This is a genomic window from Microbacterium sp. MF43, from assembly GCF_012847295.1.
Taxonomy (GTDB): Bacteria; Actinomycetota; Actinomycetes; order Actinomycetales; family Microbacteriaceae; genus Microbacterium.
This window is the reverse complement of sequence record NZ_JABBDY010000003.1, coordinates 592,856-609,369: the sequence shown is the minus strand read 5'-3', so window position 1 is coordinate 609,369 and position 16,514 is coordinate 592,856. Positions and strand designations below refer to the sequence as shown.

The window sequence follows — 16,514 nt, the reverse complement described above, 5'->3', positions numbered from 1 at the left end:
AGAAGCGCGCGCCTGCCGGTGGCCGGCAGCGCCTGGAGCTCACGGGCAGTGCATGAGCGGCTTCGGGCCCGACCGGTCGAACGTGTGCTGCGAGATCGGCGCACCGCACAGCGGACAGGCCCGCTCAGCGCGTTCGGCCGGGGTAGGCGGGGGAGTCGTCTCGTACGGTCCCACCGCCGCCGGACCCGCAGCGCGGATCAGGTTGGCGTTGACGAACGCGTACCAGCCGCCGGCCTGACGCACTCGCTCGCGCAGGGGCAGGCGGTCGCGGGGCTCGGACGAAGAAGGCTCGCTCATATCATTAGTGTACTAATGATGAGGGATCGATAGACTCGACCTGTGGAATCCCCGGACGATCTGCTCAAGCTCGACAACCAGGTGTGCTTCGCGCTGGTGACCGCCGCACGGAACGTCGTGTCGATTTATCGTCCGATCCTCGAGCCGCTCGGCCTCACCCACCCGCAGTACCTCGTGATGCTGGCGCTGTGGGAGCGGGCGCCTCGCTCGCTCCGCGAACTCGCCGACGAGTTGGCGCTCGAGCCCGCGACGCTCTCGCCCCTCGTGAAGAGGCTGCAGGGGCAGGGACTCGTCGCCAAGTCCCGCAGCGTCTCCGATGAGCGCGTTCTCGAGATCGACCTCACCGATGCCGGCAGAGGGCTGCGCGGCCGCGCGCTCGAGGTGCCGGCGAAGGTGATGGAGCGGACGGGGATGGATGCCGGGCAGCTCGCTGCGCTGCGCGACAGCCTCGGCAGGTTCGCCGGTGGGCGCAACACAAGCGTTGCGTGACCGATACATGAAGTTCCTCTCATCCCCTAGGCAGACTTCGAGGCATTTCCTAGGCTTCGTCTGAAGCCCCGTCTGGACCCGACAGCGAGCCCGACGCCCGGGGCTGCTCATCCGTCCAGAACAGGAACCACCATGCGAATGCGGTCACACCCCGACCACGGCACTCCGACACGACGCAGGATCGCGACGGGCGCCACCGCCACCATCGTCGCGCTCGGCGCCGGGCTGCTCGTCGCCAGCCCCGCGGCCCACGCGGCCGACACCCAGATCCAGATCCTCGCGACCAACGACTTCCACGGTCGCATCCTCGACGAGGGCGCCCAGGCCGGCGCCGCGAAGATGGCGGGGGCGGTCGATCAGCTGCGCGCCGCGAACCCGAACACGGTGTTCGCCGCCGCGGGCGATCTCATCGGAGCCTCGACGTTCGAGTCGTTCATCCAGCACGACAAGCCCACGATCGACGCGCTCAACGCGGCGGGTCTCGAGGTCTCGGCCGTCGGAAACCACGAGCTCGACGCCGGGTACGACGACCTGATCAATCGGGTCATGGCCCCCTACGACGCCGTCACCAACCCGTATGGCGGTGCCGAGTGGGAATACATCGCCGCGAACCTCAAGATGAAGGCGACGGGCGACGATGCCGTCCCCGCCACGTGGATCAAGGACATGGGCGGCGTGCAGGTCGGCTTCGTCGGCGCGGTCACCGAGGAGCTCCCCGCCCTGGTCAGCCCGGGCGGCATCGCTGACATCGAGGTGAGGGGCATCGTCGATTCGGTCAACGCCGAGGCGGCCGACCTCGTCGACAACGGCGCCGATATCGTCGTGATGCTCGTCCACGAGGGCGCACCGTCGACCAACTGCCTCACCATGCGTGACTCGGGGAGGTGGGCGGACATCATCAACAACGTGTCGGCGGACGTCGACGCCATCGTCTCCGGCCACACCCACCTCGCGTACAACTGCTCCTTCCCCGTGCCGCAGTGGGTCTCGGAGGGGCGCGCCGTCACCGAGCGCCCCGTCGTCTCGGCCGGCCAGTACGGCACGAACCTCAACCAGCTGCTCTTCACCGTCGACAGCGAGACGGGCGCCGTGAAGGCCAAGGCGCAGAACCTCCTGGGCATCGCCGCGTTCCCGGCCGACGCCGAGGTGGCAGCTCTCGTGCTCGCCGCGAAGAACGCGGCCGACGTCGAGGGAGCGAAGCCGCTCGGCAAGATCGCGGGAGCCTTCAACCGGGCGCAGCTGAGCACCACCAACCCGACCACCGGCCTTCCGAACGAGAACCGGGGCGGCGAGTCGACGATCGGGAACCTCGTCGCCGAGGTGCAGCGGTGGGCGACCGAGAAGCCCGAGTCGGGTGGAGCCCAGATCGCGTTCATGAACCCGGGCGGTCTGCGCGCCGACATGACGGGCACCAACCCGGGCGACGGCTCGTACCCGCGCACGCTCACGTACAAGCAGGCCGCCGGGGTGCAGTCCTTCGCGAACACGCTGGTCAACATGCGACTGACGGGCGCCCAGATCAAGACCGTCCTGGAGCAGCAGTGGCAGCGTGACGCGTTCAACGGACTGCCCACGCGGCCGTTCCTGCGCATGGGCGTCTCCGACGGGTTCGAGTACACCTACGTCCAGAAGATGGTCACCGAGACGCAGCGCGACAATCCCGCGACGAGCGACAACGAGGCGAAGGAGTATACCGCGCCGAAGGGGACCGTCACCGGCATGTGGCTGAACGGCGAGCCGATCGATCTCGCGTCGACCTACTCGGTGACGGTGAACTCGTTCCTCGCGACAGGCGGCGACAACTTCCGCGAACTGGGCAACGGCACGAACAAGCGCGACACCGGCAAGGTGGACCTCGCCGCGATGGTGGACTACATGGCCGCCTTCGCCGCGACCACGCCGCTCCCGGTCGACTACGCGCAGCGCGCCGTCGAGGTGAGCTTCCCGGCCGCCGCGCCGACGGCGTACGACCCGGGCGCCACCGTTGCGTTCGACGTGAAGTCGTGGTCGATGTCGACGGCCGCGGACGTCAAGGACAACGAGATCGTGGTCTCGCTCGATGGCGAGGTGCTCGGCACGGCGCCCGTGACGACCATCCTCGGAACCGATCCGTACGACAACCTCGGCACCGCCAGCGTGGCCGTGACGCTCCCGGCGGACGTGCCGCTGGGCGGACGCGTCGAGCTCACCCTCACCGGTGCGAGCACGGGAACCGAGATCACCGTCCCGGTGGCGATCGACCGCGCCGACAGCACGACGGTCGGCATGCCCAACAAGGTGCTGGCCAACTCGAAGGGCAACGGGGTCATCCAGTACACGACGACGGTGACCGCGCAGTTCGGCGCGACGGTGGCGGGCGATGTCACGATCTACGACGGCGACGTCGCGATCGCGACCGCGACCATCACGCCGTCGAGCGCGGGCGTGGTCAAGATCAAGCTCCCCACGCTGGCCAAGGGCACGCATTCGCTCTGGGTCCAGTACGAGGGCAGCGACACGGTGAAGCCGTCGCAGAGCGCGCCGGTGACCGTGGTCGTCAAGTGACGCACGGTTGATCGACGGACGGATGCCGCGGGGCCGTGTGCCCCGCGGCATCCGTCGCCTGGGCTGGCAGGAAGCCGGGAAGCAATCGCCCTCGGAGCCGATGTCGGAGGCCCCGCCTACACTTGTCTGGTGCCCATCGTCCCCGTCGCCGTGCCCGGAAACACCAGCGGAAAACTCAGCGTCCGCGGTGCTCGCGTACACAATCTCAAGAACGTCGACCTCGACATCCCGCGCGACTCGCTCGTCGTCTTCACGGGGCTGTCGGGCTCGGGAAAGTCGAGCCTCGCGTTCGACACGATCTTCGCCGAGGGGCAGCGTCGCTACGTCGAATCGCTGAGCGCCTATGCGCGTCAGTTCCTCGGTCAGGTCGACCGTCCCGACGTGGACTTCATCGAGGGGCTCAGTCCCGCGGTGTCGATCGACCAGAAGTCGACGAACCGCAACCCGCGGTCGACGGTCGGCACCATCACCGAGATCCACGACTACATGCGACTGCTGTGGGCGCGCATCGGCGTGCCCCACTGCCCGGAGTGCGGCGAGGTCATCCAGCGCCAGACGGTCCAGCAGATCGCCGACCAGCTCATGGAGCTTCCCGAGCGCACGCGCTACCAGATCGTCGCCCCCGTCGTGACCCAGAAGAAGGGCGAGTTCGTCGACCTCTTCAAGGAGCTCTCGGCGAAGGGCTACGCCCGCGCCGTGGTCGACGGCGAGCTCGTCCAGCTCGCCGAACCGCCGACACTCAAGAAGAGCTACAAGCACGACATCGCGGTCGTCGTCGACCGCCTGGTCGCCGCCCCCGACATCCTGGGCCGCGTCACCGATTCCGTCGAGACGGCGCTCAGCCTGGCGGGGGGCATCATCCAGGTCAACTTCGTCGACGCGGAGGGCGACGAGGCCTGGCAGTCGTTCTCCGAGAAGCTCGCTTGTCCGAACGGGCACCCGCTTCAGCTCACCGAGATCGAGCCGCGCACGTTCTCGTTCAACGCCCCGTTCGGTGCCTGCCCCGCCTGCTCAGGGCTCGGCACCCGCATGTCGGTCGACGTCGAGCTGATGATCGGCGACGAGGAGCTCTCGATCCGCGAGGGCGTGCTGATCCCGTGGACGACACAGGGCAAGGGCCTCTTCCAGTACTACGAGCGCCTGCTCGAGGGGCTCGCGCGCGATCTCGACTTCTCGCTCGACACACCGTGGCGGATGCTGCGGACCGAGGTGCGCGAGGCCGTGCTCCGGGGCGAGAACTACAAGGTCACGGTCAAGTGGAAGAACCGCTACGGCCGCGAGATGCGGTACTCCTCGGGCTTCGAGGGCGTGGTCCCCTACATCGAGCGACAGTACCTCCAGGCCGAGACCGACACGCAGCGCCAGCGGTGGGCGGAGTTCCTGCGCGAAGTGCCCTGCCCGGTGTGCGACGGGGCGCGCCTCAAGCCGGAGGTGCTGGCGGTGCTCGTGCACGGCCACTCCATCGCGGATGCCTCGCGCCTGAGTCTCGCCGACGCGCAGAAGTTCTTCGCCGGGCTCCAGCTCACCGACCGCGAAGCGAAGATCGGTGCGCAGGTGCTGCGCGAGATCCGCCTGCGACTGGACTTCCTCATCCAGGTGGGCCTCACCTACCTGAACCTCAGCCGTTCCGCCGGGTCGCTGTCGGGCGGCGAGGCGCAGCGCATCCGCCTGGCGACCCAGATCGGCTCCGGCCTGACCGGCGTGCTCTATGTGCTCGACGAGCCGTCGATCGGCCTCCATCAGCGTGACAACCGCCGCCTCATCGAGACGCTGCTGACGCTCCGCGACCTCGGCAACACCCTCATCGTGGTCGAGCACGACGAGGAGACCATCCATGCGGCCGACTGGATCGTCGACATCGGCCCGCGCGCCGGTGTCGACGGTGGCGCCGTCGTGCACTCCGGGCCGCTCGATCAGCTTCTCGCCGAGGGGGACTCGATCACCGGCGACTACCTCGCCGGCCGCCGCGAGATCCCCACGCCGAAGAAGCGGCGCAAGATCGACAAGGGCCGCAAGCTGACGGTCGTCGGGGCTCGCGAGAACAACCTCAAGAACGTGACCGTAGAGTTCCCCCTCGGCGTCCTCACCGCGGTCACGGGGGTGAGCGGCTCGGGCAAGTCGTCGCTCGTCAACGACATCCTCTACGAGGTGCTGGCGACACGCCTCAACGGGGCGCGACGGGTGGCGGGCAAGCATACGCGCATCACCGGGACCGAGGATCTCGACAAGGTCGTCCACGTCGACCAGGGTCCGATCGGGCGCACGCCGCGATCGAATCCGGCGACGTACACCGGGGTCTTCGACCGCATCCGCACCCTGTTCAGCGAGACGCCCGAGGCGAAGGCGCGCGGCTACCAGCCCGGCCGGTTCAGCTTCAACGTCAAGGGCGGCCGCTGCGAGGCGTGCTCGGGCGACGGCACGATCAAGATCGAGATGAACTTCCTTCCCGATGTGTACGTGGACTGCGAGGTGTGCCACGGCAAGCGGTACAACCGCGACACCCTCGCCGTGCACTACAAGGGCAAGAACATCGCCGAGGTGCTCGAGATGCCGATCTCCGAGGCGGCCGAGTTCTTCGAGCCGATCCAGGCGATCCACCGCTACCTGCGCACGCTGGTCGACGTCGGTCTGGGCTATGTGCGGCTCGGGCAGTCAGCGACGACCCTCTCCGGCGGCGAGGCGCAGCGCGTGAAGCTTGCGACCGAGCTGCAGCGCCGGTCCAACGGACGCTCGATCTACGTGCTGGACGAGCCGACCACGGGCTTGCATTTCGAAGACGTCCGGCGCCTTCTCGAGGTGCTCAACGGCCTCGTCGACAAGGGCAACTCCGTGATCGTGATCGAGCACAACCTGGACGTCATCAAGAACGCCGACTGGATCATCGATCTCGGTCCCGAGGGCGGCTCGGGGGGTGGCGAGATCATCGCGACGGGTACGCCCGAACAGGTCGCGCGGGTCGAGGGGAGCCACACCGGCGCGTTCCTCGCCGAGGTCCTCGGCGGATCGCAGGCGGTCCGCAAGGCCGGCTGAGCGATGGCACGCTCCGCACCCACGGTCGCCTACAAGCCGAAGCCGGGGGAGATCCCCACCAACCCCGGCGTCTACCGCTTCCGCGACGCCGACGGCCGCGTGCTCTACGTCGGCAAGGCGAAGAACCTGCGCGCGCGCCTGTCGAACTACTTCGCTCCGCTGCACACCCTGCACGAGCGCACGCGCCGCATGGTCATCACCGCGGCATCGGTGGAGTGGACGGTGGTCGCCAGCGACGTCGACTCGCTGCAGCTCGAGTACATGTGGATCAAGGAGTTCGATCCGCCCTTCAACGTCCGCTATCGCGACGACAAGTCGTACCCGTTCATGGCGATCACCATGGCCGACGAGGCGCCGCGCGTGATCGTCACCCGCAACCGGCGGATCCGCGGGGCGAAGTACTTCGGGCCTTATCCCAAGGTGTGGGCCGTCCACGACACCATCGACCTGATGATCAAGGTGTTCCCGATCCGCACGTGCAGCGACTCGTCGTACAAGAAGGCGATGACATCGGGGCGGCCATGCTTCCCCGGCCAGATCGGGCGCTGCGGCGGTCCGTGCTCGATGAAGGTCACGATCGAGGAGCATCGCGCGATCGTCGACGACTTCGTCGCCTTCATGGCCGGGGGAGACCAGCGGTTCAAGAAGGAGCTGACCGCGCGGATGCGCGAGGCATCCGCCGCCATGGACTATGAAGCGGCCGCTGTCTATCGCGACCGACTTCAGGCGATCGACGCGGTGCTCAACAAGAGCGCGCTCGTCCTCGCGGCCGACACCGACGCCGACCTGTTCGGTATCGCCGAGGATGAGCTCGCCGCGGCGGTCCAGCACTTCGTGATCCGCGGCGGACGCGTGCGCGGCGTGCGAGCCACCACGATCGAGAAGGAGCTCGACATCACCGGCGGCGACCTCGTCGATCAGGTCCTGCAGCGCACCTACGGCAACGCCGAGGGACCCGAGATCCCGCGCCAGGTGCTCGTCCCCGAGCTCCCCGACGACGCCGCGGACCTCGAGGAGTGGCTGCGCGAGAGACGCGGCAAGTCGGTGACGATCCAGGTCGCCCAGCGTGGACGCAAGGCCGAGCTTATGAAGACCGCGTCGCTCAATGCCCAGCAGGCGCTTATGCTGCACAAGACCCGGCGCACGAGCGACTACGTGGCGCGCACCCAGGCTCTCACCGATCTGCAGGAGGCGCTCGACCTGGCCGAGGCGCCGTTGCGGATCGAATGCTTCGACGTCTCGCACCTGGGCGGAACGAACGTCGTGGCCTCGATGGTCGTGTTCGAGGACGGGCTTCCCCGCAAGGATCAGTACCGCTCGTTCAAGGTCGAGGAGACCACCGACGACACCGACTCGCTCTACCAGGTGCTCACCCGTCGCCTCGCCTACCTGGACCGGCCGGAGGAGAACGAGCCCGAGGCGGTCGAGCCGACGGCCGACGGCGAGGTCGTCACCGAGCGGCGTCGCACGCGGTTCGCCTACCGCCCGCAGCTCCTGGTGGTGGACGGCGGAAAGCCGCAGGTCGAGGCGGCGGCCCGCGCGCTGCGTGACGCCGGGCACGAGGAGATCGCGCTCTGCGGCATCGCCAAGCGGCTCGAGGAGGTCTGGTTGCCGGGGGAGGAGTACCCGGTGATCCTTCCCCGCACCTCGGAGTCGCTCTACCTGCTGCAGCGCCTGCGCGACGAGGCCCACCGATTCGCGATCACCCACCAGCGAAGGCGCCGGCGCCGCGACATCTCGAGCGTCCTCGCCGAGGTCCCGGGACTCGGCGAGGCGCGGATCAAGGCGCTGCTGCGTCACTTCGGCTCGGTGTCGGCATTGAAGAATGCCACGCCCGACGAGATCGCCGAGCTTCCCGGCGTCGGGCCCAAGCTCGCGGCGGCGATCCACTCCCACCTCTCGGATCGGTAGGGTTGTAGCGACGACGGGGGTAGGTCATGGCCGAGGCAGTGCGCCGCGAGACGGGCGAGGTGCTGATCGTCACGGGCATGTCCGGCGCCGGCCGCTCGACAGCCGCCAACGCGCTCGAGGACCTCGGCTGGTACGTCGTCGACAACCTGCCGCCGCAGATGCTGCGTCCGCTGCTCGATCTCACCGAGCTCGCCGCCGGCGTCCTTCCCAAGGTGGCGGTGGTCGTCGATGTGCGCGGCCGAGATCTGTTCGCCGACCTTCCCGAAGCCATGCGGGCCCTCCGCGAGCGGCGGCAGATCAGGCTGATGTTCCTCGACGCCTCCGACGAGGTGCTGGTGCGCCGGTTCGAGGCCGTGCGCCGCCCGCATCCGCTTCAGGGCGACGGCACGATCCTCGACGGCATCCGCCTGGAGCGCGACCGCCTGGCCGGCGTGCGCGAGAGCGCCGACGTCATCATCGACACGTCGCGGTACAACATCCATCAGCTCGCGACCCAGGTGAACGACCTGTTCACCGAGGACGACGCCGCCCGGCACACGCTCACCATCCTGAGCTTCGGATTCAAGTACGGCCTGCCGCCCGATGCCGACCTCGTCGCCGACATGCGTTTCCTGCCCAACCCGTTCTGGAACGAGGCGCTGCGGCCCCTCACGGGAGAGGACCCGACGGTGCGCGAGTTCGTGCTCGAGCAGGAGGGCGCTCGGGAGTTCATCGATGCGTACGCGGCCGCGCTGCGCCCCGTCCTCGAGGGCTACCAGCGCGAGAACAAACGCCACTCCGTCGTGGCGGTGGGCTGCACCGGCGGAAAGCACAGGTCGGTCGTGATGGCCCGCGAGCTCGCCGAGCGCCTGGCCGCGGTTCCGGGTGTGGCGGTGCGCGTGAAGGACCGTGACCTCGGGCGCGAGTGAGCTCTCTGCGATCGGCCCTGCCCGCGAGTAGGCTGGACCGTCGTTGCCCCCCACCTCGTGAAGGAGTCCCGTGTCGCTGACCGCTGACGTGAAGGCCGAGCTGATCACCGTGCGCGACCCGCGCCCGACGGCCCGGGTCGCCGAGCTCACGTCGCTGCTGCGCTTCTCAGGGGGCCTGCACTCCATCGCCAATCGCGTCGCCGTCGAGGCCGAGCTCGACTCCGACCTGCTCGCACGCCGCACCGCGCGCGACCTGGTCGAGCTGTACGGTGTGCGGCCGGAGCTCGTCCACGTCCAGGGCTCGGGAGGCCGCAGCGGCAGCCACTACGCCGTGCGCGTGATCGACGGCGGCGAGACGCTCGCCCGGCAGACCGGGCTCCTCGACCAGCGTCGCCGGCCCGTGCGCGGCCTTCCCAACAAGCTCACCACCGGGTCGAGGCCCGACCTCGCCGCGGTGTGGCGCGGAGCGTTCCTCGCCGCCGGCTCGCTGTCGGAGCCGGGCCGCTCGGCCGCACTCGAGATCACGTGCCCTTCTCCTGAGGCGGCCATGGCTCTGGTGGGCGCCGCCCACCGTCTCGGCATCCCCGGCAAGGCACGGGAGGTGCGCGGCATCCCGCGCGTCGTCGTGCGTGAGGGTGAGGCGATCCGGGCCGCACTGGCCGCGATGGGCGCGGAGAAGGCCGCCGCGGAGTGGGATCAGCTGCGTCAGCGTCGCGAGGTGCGCGCGGGCGTGAACCGCCTGGTGAACTTCGACGACGCGAACCTGCGGCGCTCGGCGCAAGCCGCCGTCGCGGCGTGCGCACGCGTGGAGCGGGCGCTGGAGATCCTGGGTGATGAGGTGCCCGAGCACCTGCGCGAGGCCGGGGCCCTGCGGCTGGCGCACCGCGACGCGAGCTTGGACGAGCTCGGCCACCACGCCGACCCGCCCCTCACGAAGGACGCCGTGGCCGGCCGCATCCGGCGCCTTCTCGCCATGGCCGACAAGAAGGCCGAAGCCGACGGCATCCCCGGCACCGAGTCCGCCGTGCCCGCGGGCATGGAGGACTGACGCTCAGCCGATCCTGACGGCGGCGCCCGACACGGTGATGCCGCCCGACCGTGGGATGTCTACCTCCAGGAGGCTCGGCCGGCCGACGTGCGCGCCCTGCTCGATGCGCACACGAGCCGGCGGCGTCACGGCCCCGGTGTCGCGCAGATACGCGCCGGTCGCGGCCGCACCGGCCCCCGTCGCGGGGTCCTCGCTGATCGGGCCGACCGGGAAGATGTTCCGCGCGGCCCAGACCTCGTCGGCGAGTCGGTGGAGGACGATGATCGTCGCGGGCCAGCCCGAGGCATCCATCAGCGCCCGCGCCTGCACCGGATCGAAGCCGAACCCGTCGAAGACCCCGCGATCGGCGAGCACGATCAGCGGGTGCGGATTGCCGGCGAAGGCGAGCCGGGGCGGATGCCTCGGGTCGAGGTCGTCACGCGTGCGGCCGATCAGGGCGAGCACGGCGTCGAGGTCGGACTCGTCGAGCGGCGCGACCCACGGCTCGACGCTCGTGAAGGACGCGCGGCGCGACCCGCCGTCGGACGCGGTCGTGATCTCGATCGGTCCGACGGGCGACGCGAACACGAAGACCCCGTCGCCGAGGACTTCGGCGATCGCGACGGCCGACGCGACGGTGGCGTGACCGCAGAACGGCACCTCGGCCACGGGGGAGAAGTAGCGGATGCCGCGGTCCCGCCCGGCGCCCGTGACGAACGCCGTCTCGGCGTAGCCCACGTCGGCCGCGATGCGCTGCATGTCGGCGACGGACAGGGCGTCGGCATCGAGGACGACCCCAGCGGGGTTGCCGCCCTCGGGATCGCCGGAGAAGGCCGCCCATCGCTGCACCGTCGGTCGCATCATCCCGTGATCCTAACCGCGCGGGTGGGTCGCCGAGCCGGCGGAAAGCTAGATCGTGTCACCGAGGGAAGCAACCCCCTCATCGCGGTGTTCACCCTCAGTAGGATGAACCCGTCACCCTCGCTGCGCCGGGGTATCGGCGCGCGCCGACAGGAAGAAGAGAACATGGCGACCTACACCTTGCCCGACCTCCCTTACGACTACTCCGCGCTCGAGCCGCACATCAGCGGCAAGATCATGGAGCTGCACCACAGCAAGCACCACCAGGCGTATGTGACAGGGGCCAACACGGCGCTCGAGCAGCTCGCCGAGGCCCGCCAGAGCGGCAACCTCGCCAACGTGAACAAGCTCGAGAAGGACCTGGCGTTCAACCTCGGCGGCCACGTCAACCACTCGATCTTCTGGACGAACCTGTCGCCGAACGGCGGTGGTGAGCCCGAGGGCGAGCTGCGTGCCGCGATCGACGAGTTCTTCGGCGGGTTCGACAAGTTCCAGGCCCACTTCACGGCTGCCGCCACCGGCATCCAGGGCTCCGGCTGGGCCGTCCTGAGCTGGGACCCGATCGGCGAGCAGCTCATCATCCAGCAGCTGTTCGACCAGCAGAGCAACACCGCACAGGGAACCGTGCCCATCTTCCAGCTCGACATGTGGGAGCACGCGTTCTACCTCGACTACCTCAACGTCAAGGCCGACTATGTCAAGGCCGCGTGGAACATCGCCAACTGGGAGAACGTCGCGCAGCGTCTCGACGCCGCCCGCCAGAAGACCGCGGGCCTGCTGGTACTGTCATAAAAGGCGCGGCGTCCCGTCGGGACCGCCCGCCGGGACGCCGTTGTCCACTCTCTGAATCGCACCAAACCGCGCACTCGCGCACGACACATCTCAGGAGAACCTCCGTGGCTGTCAAGATCGGCATCAACGGCTTCGGCCGCATCGGACGCAACTACCTCCGCGCGGCGCTCGCGCAGGGAGCGGACCTCGACATCGTGGCGGTGAACGACCTCACCGACAACAAGACCCTCGCGCACCTGCTGAAGTACGACTCGGTGGGCGGCGTGCTGGCCGAGGACGTCTCGTACACCGCGGACTCCATCACCGTCGGCGACAAGACCATCAAGGTCTTCGAGGAGCGCGACCCCGCCAACCTGCCCTGGGGCGAGCTCGGCGTCGACATCGTCATCGAGTCGACCGGCCGCTTCACCAAGGCCGAGGACGCGAAGAAGCACGTCGCGGGCGGCGCGAAGAAGGTCCTGATCTCGGCTCCGGCGACCGGCGACGACGTCACCGTCGTCATGGGCGTCAACGAGGGCGACTACGACCCCGCCAACCACGTCATCATCTCGAACGCCTCGTGCACGACGAACTGCCTCGCGCCCCTCGCGAAGGTCTTCAACGACGCCTTCGGCATCGAGCGCGGCTTCATGATGACCGCCCACGCCTACACCGCCGACCAGAACCTGCAGGACGGTCCGCACAGCGACCTCCGTCGCGCGCGCGGCGCGGCGATCAACATCGTCCCCGCCTCGACGGGTGCCGCCAAGGCCATCGGTCACGTCCTGCCCGAGCTCAACGGCAAGCTGAGCGGCTCGTCGTACCGTGTGCCCGTGCCCACCGGCTCGATCGTCGACCTCACCATCGTCACGCCTGCCGAGGGCCTCACGGTCGAGCAGGTCAACGCGGCCTACAAGGCCGCTGCCGCCGACGGCCGTCTCGCGGGCTACCTGCAGTACACCGAGGACCCGATCGTGTCGAGCGACATCCAGGGCAACCCGCACTCGTCGATCTTCGACGCGGAACTGACGAACGTCAGCGGCAACCTGGTCAAGGTCTCCGCCTGGTATGACAACGAGTGGGGCTACTCGAACCGCCTCGTCGACCTGACCGAGTACGTCGCCGAGAGCCTCTGACCCTCGATCATGGCTCTGCGCACCCTCGACACGCTGGGTTCGCTGGCCGGCAAGCGCGTCATCGTCCGTGCTGACCTGAACGTCCCCCTCAAGGACGCGGTCATCACGGACGATGGCCGTGTGCGGGCCACGCTCCCCACGCTCAACGCCCTCATCAACGACGGCGCGCGCGTCGTCGTCTGCTCGCACCTCGGCCGTCCCGATGGGGCGCCGGATGCGAAGTACAGCCTCGAGCCGGTCGCGCAGCGGCTGTCCGAGCTCCTCGGAAAGCCCGTCGCGTTCGCGCGCGACACCGTCGGCGAGTCCGCCCATGAGGCCGTCGCGGCCCTCGAGGACGGCGATGTCGCGGTGATCGAGAATCTGCGCTTCAACCCGGGGGAGACGTCGAAGGACGAAGGGGAGCGCCGAGCGTTCGCCACACAGCTCGCCGAGCTCGGCGACGCGCTGGTGTCGGACGGCTTCGGCGTCGTCCACCGAAAGCAGGCGTCGGTGTACGAGCTCGCGCAGCTGCTGCCGTCCGCGGCCGGCCTCCTGATCGCGACCGAGCTCGACGTGCTCGACCGCCTGACCGAGAACCCCGAGCGGCCGTACACGGTGGTCCTCGGCGGCTCGAAGGTCAGCGACAAGCTCGGTGTGATCTCGCACCTGCTGCCTCGCGTCGACCGCCTCCTGATCGGCGGCGGGATGCTGTTCACATTCCTCGCCGCGCAGGGTCACAAGGTGGGCTCGAGCCTCCTCGAAGCCGACCAGCTCGACACCGTGCGCGACTACATGCGCCGTGCCGAGGAGTCCGGCGTCGAGCTGGTGCTGCCCACCGATGTCGTCGTCGCCTCGAAGTTCGGCGCCGACGCGGAGCACCTGGTCACGAGCGCCGACGCGATCGAAGACACCGCCTTCGGGGCATCCGGTCTCGGCCTCGACATCGGACCTGACACGGCGGCCCGCTTCGCCGACCTCGTCCGCGGCTCCAAGACGGTGTTCTGGAACGGTCCCATGGGCGTCTTCGAGCTCGCGCCGTTCGCCGCAGGAACGAAGGCGGTCGCGCAGGCGCTCACCGAGGTCGACGGCCTCTCGGTCGTGGGCGGCGGCGACTCCGCCGCGGCGGTGCGTCAGCTCGGCTTCGCCGACGACCGGTTCGGTCACATCTCGACGGGCGGAGGCGCGAGCCTCGAGTTCCTCGAAGGCAAGAAGCTCCCCGGACTGGAGGTCCTCGGATGGCAGTAGCAGCCCGCACCCCGCTCATCGCCGGCAACTGGAAGATGAACCTCGACCACCTTCAGGCGGTCGCGTTCGTCCAGAAGCTGCATTGGACGCTCAAGGACGCCAAGCACGAGGACGGCTCCGTCGAGGTCGCCGTCTTCCCGCCGTTCACCGACCTGCGCACCGTGCAGACGCTGCTGGACGCCGACAAAATCCCGTTCGCCCTCGGTGCGCAGGACCTCTCCGCACACGACTCCGGCGCTTACACCGGCGAGGTGTCGGGAGCGTTCCTCGCGAAGCTCGACAGTCGCTACGTGATCATCGGTCACTCCGAACGGCGCGAGTACCACCACGAGGGCGATGACACCGTCGCGGCGAAGGTGCAGGCCGCACTCAAGCACGGGCTCGTGCCCGTGATCTGCGTAGGGGAGACCAGCGACGACCTCGAGAAGTTCGGCGCCAGCGCCGTACCGGTGGGGCAGCTGCAGGCGGCCCTGCAGGGAGTGAAGGCCGACGCCGACATCGTCGTGGCCTACGAGCCCGTCTGGGCGATCGGCTCCGGGCAGGCAGCGACGCCGGAGCAGGCGCAGGATGTCTGCGCGAAGCTCCGTGAGGTCGTGGCCGACAAACTCGGCGACGACGCGGCGGCGCGCACGCGGGTCCTCTACGGCGGATCGGTCAAGGCGGCGAACATCGCCAGCTTCATGCGGGAGCCGGACGTCGACGGCGCACTGGTCGGCGGGGCGAGCCTCGTCGTGGACGAGTTCGCCGCGATCATCCGGTACCAGAAGCACGTCGGCGTCTGACAGGTATACTCGACCCTTGTGCGATCAGCGAATGATCGCGGCGAAAGGCTTCAACGACTGTGCAGATCCTCGAGTTCGTCCTGCAGGTGCTCCTCGGTATCACGAGCCTCCTGCTGACCCTTCTCATCCTGCTCCACAAGGGGCGCGGCGGCGGCCTGTCCGACATGTTCGGCGGCGGAATGACGTCGGCGCTCGGCTCGTCCGGTCTCGCTGAGCGCAACCTCAACCGATTCACCGTGATCCTCGCGCTGGCGTGGTTCGTCGCGATCGTCGCGCTCGGCCTCATCACGAAGTTCCAGGCCGTCTGATGGCTACCGGGGGCAACGCGATCCGCGGCACACGCGTCGGTGCCGGGCCGATGGGCGAGCAGGACCACGGGTTCCACGCCGATCGCATCGCGATCTCCTACTGGGACGCTCTCGGCAACGAGACGGTGCGCTACTTCGCCGCGGGCATCCCCGAGGAGGAGATCCCCGAGACGATCGATTCGCCGCACTCGGGCCTCCCTGCCGGCCGCGACAAGGAGAATCCGCCGGCGGTCGCCAAGACCGAGCCGTACAAGACCCACCTCGCGTATGTGAAGGAGCGCCGCACGGAGGAAGAGGCCGACGCCCTCCTCGACGACGCCCTCCGTCAGCTGCGCGAGCGACGCGGTCAGGACTGACGCGACGACACCAGAAAAGGGAGAGCGGATGCCTCGGCATCCGCTCTCCCTTTCTCTCTGCGCAGCGCGCGACGAACGTGTCAGTACTCGCGATCGATGAGCTCCGGCGGCACCTGGGCGGCGGCATCCCGATCGACGAAGAAGACGGTGCGCTTGCGACCCTTCGCACCCGCGGCAGGCACGCTCGCGTAGCTGGCACCGGCGAGAGCCAGGCCCAGGGCCGACGCCTTGTCGGCGCCCGAGAGCACCATCCACACACGTTTGGAGCCGTTGATCACCGGGCGGGTCATCGAGATGCGTTCGGGCGGCGGCTTGGGGGAGTCGCGCACCGGCACGACCGCGCGATCCGTGATGAGGATCTCGGGGCGGTCCGGGAACAACGATGCGATGTGACCGTCGGGACCGACGCCCAGGAAGCACACGTCGAACGACGGCCATGGCCCCTCTGCGCCGGGGAAGCGAGCCAGCTCGGCCGCGTAGGCGGCGGCAGCCGCGTCCAGATCGAGGCCGTCATCGCTCGCCGGTGCGGCGTGGATGTTGTCGGCAGGGATGTCGAGGGTGTCGAGGAGTGCGGTGCGCGCCTGCTTCTCATTGCGGTCGGCATCGTCGCGAGGGACGAAGCGCTCGTCGCTCCACCAGAAGTGCACCAGCGACCAGTCGATGCGCGCGGATCTCGGGTCTCGCCCCGCAGCCGCGAGCACCGCAGAGCCCATGGAGCCGCCGGTGAGCGAGACGTGCGCGAGTTTGCCCTCGTCGACGCGCTTGCACACGCGATTCAGGAAGCGCGCTGCCACGGAGTCCGCCAGTGTCGATGTGTCGGGGCTGATGACCACCCGCTTCTCGGCCCACGCCTCAACCATGTGGCTCACT

General features: G+C 69.0%; 15 protein-coding genes. 12 read left to right on the top strand and 3 right to left on the bottom strand.

Features of this window, described 5'->3' with window-relative positions; genetic code table 11:
* Nucleotides 1-39: 39 nt before the first annotated feature.
* Entirely contained in the window at nt 40-297 is a 258-nt protein-coding gene (locus HF323_RS11330; protein WP_169582667.1) for a hypothetical protein, read from the bottom strand.
* Nucleotides 298-339: 42 nt separating this feature from the next.
* Here HF323_RS11330 and HF323_RS11325 point away from each other — a divergent pair, with 42 nt between their 5' ends.
* The 6 genes from HF323_RS11325 (at nt 340) to whiA (ending at nt 10,227) form a co-directional block, all read left to right on the top strand.
* A complete protein-coding gene (locus tag HF323_RS11325) occupies nt 340-786 on the top strand; it encodes a MarR family transcriptional regulator (RefSeq protein ID WP_169582666.1) in 447 nt (148 codons plus the stop codon).
* Between the two features lie 132 nt (nt 787-918).
* On the top strand, nt 919-3,330 hold the full coding sequence (locus HF323_RS11320) for a 5'-nucleotidase C-terminal domain-containing protein (RefSeq protein ID WP_223169315.1): 2,412 nt from the start codon (nt 919-921) through the stop codon (nt 3,328-3,330).
* A 129-nt stretch (nt 3,331-3,459) separates the two neighbouring features.
* Nucleotides 3,460-6,360, top strand: a complete 2,901-nt coding sequence (gene uvrA / locus HF323_RS11315; RefSeq protein WP_169582665.1) for an excinuclease ABC subunit UvrA — start codon at nt 3,460-3,462, stop codon at nt 6,358-6,360.
* 3 nt (nt 6,361-6,363) lie between these two features.
* The gene (gene uvrC / locus HF323_RS11310; RefSeq protein ID WP_169582664.1) at nt 6,364-8,271 is read left to right on the top strand and encodes an excinuclease ABC subunit UvrC; all 1,908 of its coding nucleotides are present in this window, start codon (nt 6,364-6,366) and stop codon (nt 8,269-8,271) included.
* 26 nt (nt 8,272-8,297) lie between these two features.
* Entirely contained in the window at nt 8,298-9,179 is an 882-nt protein-coding gene (gene rapZ, locus HF323_RS11305; RefSeq protein WP_169582663.1) for an RNase adapter RapZ, read from the top strand.
* A 70-nt stretch (nt 9,180-9,249) separates the two neighbouring features.
* A complete protein-coding gene (gene whiA, locus HF323_RS11300; RefSeq protein ID WP_169582662.1) occupies nt 9,250-10,227 on the top strand; it encodes a DNA-binding protein WhiA in 978 nt (325 codons plus the stop codon).
* A 3-nt stretch (nt 10,228-10,230) separates the two neighbouring features.
* Here whiA and HF323_RS11295 read toward each other — a convergent pair whose 3' ends face one another.
* Nucleotides 10,231-11,070 (bottom strand): PhzF family phenazine biosynthesis protein, encoded by an 840-nt coding sequence (locus HF323_RS11295; RefSeq protein WP_169582661.1) that lies wholly within the window; start codon nt 11,068-11,070, stop codon nt 10,231-10,233.
* 162 nt (nt 11,071-11,232) lie between these two features.
* Between HF323_RS11295 and HF323_RS11290 the strand changes: the two genes are divergently transcribed.
* The 6 genes from HF323_RS11290 to HF323_RS11265 all read left to right on the top strand — a co-directional run bounded on the left by HF323_RS11290 (nt 11,233) and on the right by HF323_RS11265 (nt 15,644).
* Nucleotides 11,233-11,859, top strand: coding sequence for a superoxide dismutase (locus tag HF323_RS11290; protein ID WP_169582660.1), 627 nt, complete (start codon nt 11,233-11,235; stop codon nt 11,857-11,859).
* A gap of 104 nt (nt 11,860-11,963) precedes the next feature.
* Nucleotides 11,964-12,974: a type I glyceraldehyde-3-phosphate dehydrogenase gene (gap, locus tag HF323_RS11285; protein WP_169582659.1), complete on the top strand. Its 1,011-nt coding sequence runs from the start codon at nt 11,964-11,966 to the stop codon at nt 12,972-12,974.
* Nucleotides 12,975-12,983: 9 nt separating this feature from the next.
* Complete coding sequence (locus tag HF323_RS11280; RefSeq protein ID WP_169582658.1) at nt 12,984-14,198, top strand: phosphoglycerate kinase; 1,215 nt, start codon at nt 12,984-12,986, stop codon at nt 14,196-14,198.
* Nucleotides 14,189-14,980 (top strand): triose-phosphate isomerase, encoded by a 792-nt coding sequence (tpiA, locus tag HF323_RS11275; protein WP_169582657.1) that lies wholly within the window; start codon nt 14,189-14,191, stop codon nt 14,978-14,980. Before HF323_RS11280 ends, tpiA begins: the two co-directional genes overlap by 10 nt.
* Before the next feature lie 59 nt (nt 14,981-15,039).
* Nucleotides 15,040-15,288 carry a preprotein translocase subunit SecG gene (secG, locus tag HF323_RS11270; RefSeq protein WP_169582656.1) on the top strand — a complete coding sequence of 83 codons (249 nt, stop codon included), beginning with the start codon at nt 15,040-15,042 and terminating at the stop codon, nt 15,286-15,288.
* Nucleotides 15,288-15,644, top strand: a complete 357-nt coding sequence (locus HF323_RS11265; protein ID WP_169582655.1) for an RNA polymerase-binding protein RbpA — start codon at nt 15,288-15,290, stop codon at nt 15,642-15,644. Before secG ends, HF323_RS11265 begins: the two co-directional genes overlap by 1 nt.
* Nucleotides 15,645-15,724: 80 nt before the next feature.
* Here HF323_RS11265 and pgl read toward each other — a convergent pair whose 3' ends face one another.
* Entirely contained in the window at nt 15,725-16,504 is a 780-nt protein-coding gene (gene pgl / locus HF323_RS11260; RefSeq protein ID WP_169582844.1) for a 6-phosphogluconolactonase, read from the bottom strand.
* Nucleotides 16,505-16,514: the final 10 nt, after the last annotated feature.